The organism is Syntrophorhabdus sp. (genome assembly GCA_012719415.1).
In the GTDB taxonomy this organism is placed as follows: Bacteria; Desulfobacterota; Syntrophorhabdia; order Syntrophorhabdales; family Syntrophorhabdaceae; genus Delta-02.
This window is the reverse complement of record JAAYAK010000285.1, coordinates 1-1951: the sequence shown is the minus strand read 5'-3', so window position 1 is coordinate 1951 and position 1951 is coordinate 1. Positions and strand designations below refer to the sequence as shown.

The window sequence follows — 1951 nt, the reverse complement described above, 5'->3', positions numbered from 1 at the left end:
CAAGCGCCACGAGAGCGGCCGCCGTTATGAGGACACTGCCCGCCCCCAGGATGGATATCTTGATGTTGAGCTTCAGGTCCCTCAGAAGACGAAACATCCCTTCTCCTCTCTAACTCCTGCAGCCCCCATTTCGCAATTATAGCATTGACCACCCTGTTTTTGTATTACTCATGCCAACACCGAAGCCTTTCCGGATTCGATGACGGATTCGTCATGCATGGGAAATGGCCTTTCGGCTCTTCCCATCAGTTGTGACCTATGGCCGACCACCTGTCTCTCTCACTTTTCTCTTTGCATTTCGGAGCCCAAGCGCCTAGAATATCCCCATGCCCGATATCGCTGCAACGGATGGATCCGGGCGGGAACTGACGTTTCAGGTCCCTCTTTCGGAGATATACAAGTTCAATGAGCCGGAAAAGATGAAAGACCTTGTCCGGTCGCTGGAGACCAGTCGGCAGAGACCTGCCGCCATGGCTCCCGCCAAGAGGTTCATCATAAGCACCATCGGGATATTCTGCCTCATGATCGGTCTGACGGGCCTTTTCGGCAAGGACCCCAACATCTTCAGTATCCTCTGGATCCTCCTCGGCGGGGCGATCATCTGGGTCTTTCTGGCAAAACCGGAGATGGACAAGAGGAAGGCGGGGGGAGCCTCCGAAACGAAGAAGGACCCCGGGGTGACCCTCATCATCAACCCGGGCAGGATAATGATACGCTCACCCCAGAACGAGACGGCCAGGGACTGGACGGAATTCGTTGAGTACAAGAAAACAAAGAAGGGGATCCGCCTCGGCTTCCTTGACGGCACGAGCATCTGGTTGCCGGAAGAGGCCTTCTATGACAAGGATGAGATGAAGGAACTCCTGCAACTGCTGCAGAAAAAGGTCCCAGGTTCCAGGTCTCAGGTCTCAGGTGAAAAACCGCTGGAGTAGAAGAGTGCAGAGTCGCTTCTTTGGCCTCTAACCTGAAACCTGAAACGTGAGACTTGAAACGGTCTCTTATCCTTGGGACCTTCTTTATCTTTTCTGTGGTTTCGTGGTTTCCAGTTCGGCTATCTCTTCCTCGATGTCTCGTATGGTGAGACGCATCCGGGTGATCGAGCTTATGCGGTCCCGGATGAAGGGGTCATCGGAGGAAACGGTCTTGCCGCACGTGAACTGGTCGTACACATACTCGCCCATCTCGGCATTTGTTTTCTGAATGGAACGCTGCAGCTTCGTGACGTCGAGATACTTCCGCTTCCCGATCATCGCCTGCTTCTCCACGCTGAAGGCGATATCCTGGGCCGTCTCCTTCAGAGTCTTCAGCCCTTCCTCGGTCCTCTTCCGTATATCATCAATAAGTGCCACCACAACCTCCGATCCACCATGGATTTTTCAATATTCTGCACCCTGCGGCACCAAAGGTCAAAAGATTTTAGAGACAGGTAATGGGTAATGGGCTATAGGTAATCGGGGAAAATGTCTTTCCCATCACCTATAGCCCATTACCCATTACCTGTCTTCTCAATACAGAAACATCGGTTTCCCGAGCGTATCGCGCACCTTGGGACGGTATGTTTCCACGTCGTACAGCGCGGTGACGTCCACCTGCTTCTTGGCCGCCACGACCATGTCCAGCGGGACGGTTGTGTATATCGCCTGCTGGAGGGCAACCATGCGGCCCCTGTGGCCCATGGCTATCTGGTCGAGGGCAAGGCTGCCGTAGGACACCGCGACCATCCGGTCGAGGGAATCAGGCGCGCCGGACCGCATCATGTAGGCAAGCTGCTGGTAGATGACGTTCACACCGGAACGCTGCTTTATCTCCTGGGAAACGAGGTAGCCGACGCCTCCCAGCTTCTTGTGGCCGTAGGCGTCCTCTATGCCCGTCTCCGTCACCGTCCCGCCCACGGTATGGGCCCCTTCGGAAATGGTCATGATCGCGTAGTTGGAGGGATTCCTGGAGCGGT

General features: G+C 55.0%; 3 protein-coding genes. 1 reads left to right on the top strand and 2 read right to left on the bottom strand.

The features are described 5' to 3' along the window. Positions 1–326 precede the first annotated feature (326 nt). Entirely contained in the window at positions 327–932 is a 606-nt protein-coding gene (locus GXX82_16695; protein NLT24683.1) for a YcxB family protein, read from the top strand. Positions 933–1016: 84 nt separating this feature from the next. Here GXX82_16695 and GXX82_16690 read toward each other — a convergent pair whose 3' ends face one another. Continuing rightward, on the bottom strand, positions 1017–1349 hold the full coding sequence (locus GXX82_16690; GenBank protein NLT24682.1) for a hypothetical protein: 333 nt from the start codon (positions 1347–1349) through the stop codon (positions 1017–1019). A gap of 156 nt (positions 1350–1505) precedes the next feature. Beyond that, the coding region (locus tag GXX82_16685; protein ID NLT24681.1) for a phosphofructokinase at positions 1506–1951 on the bottom strand (446 nt) is incomplete at its 5' end.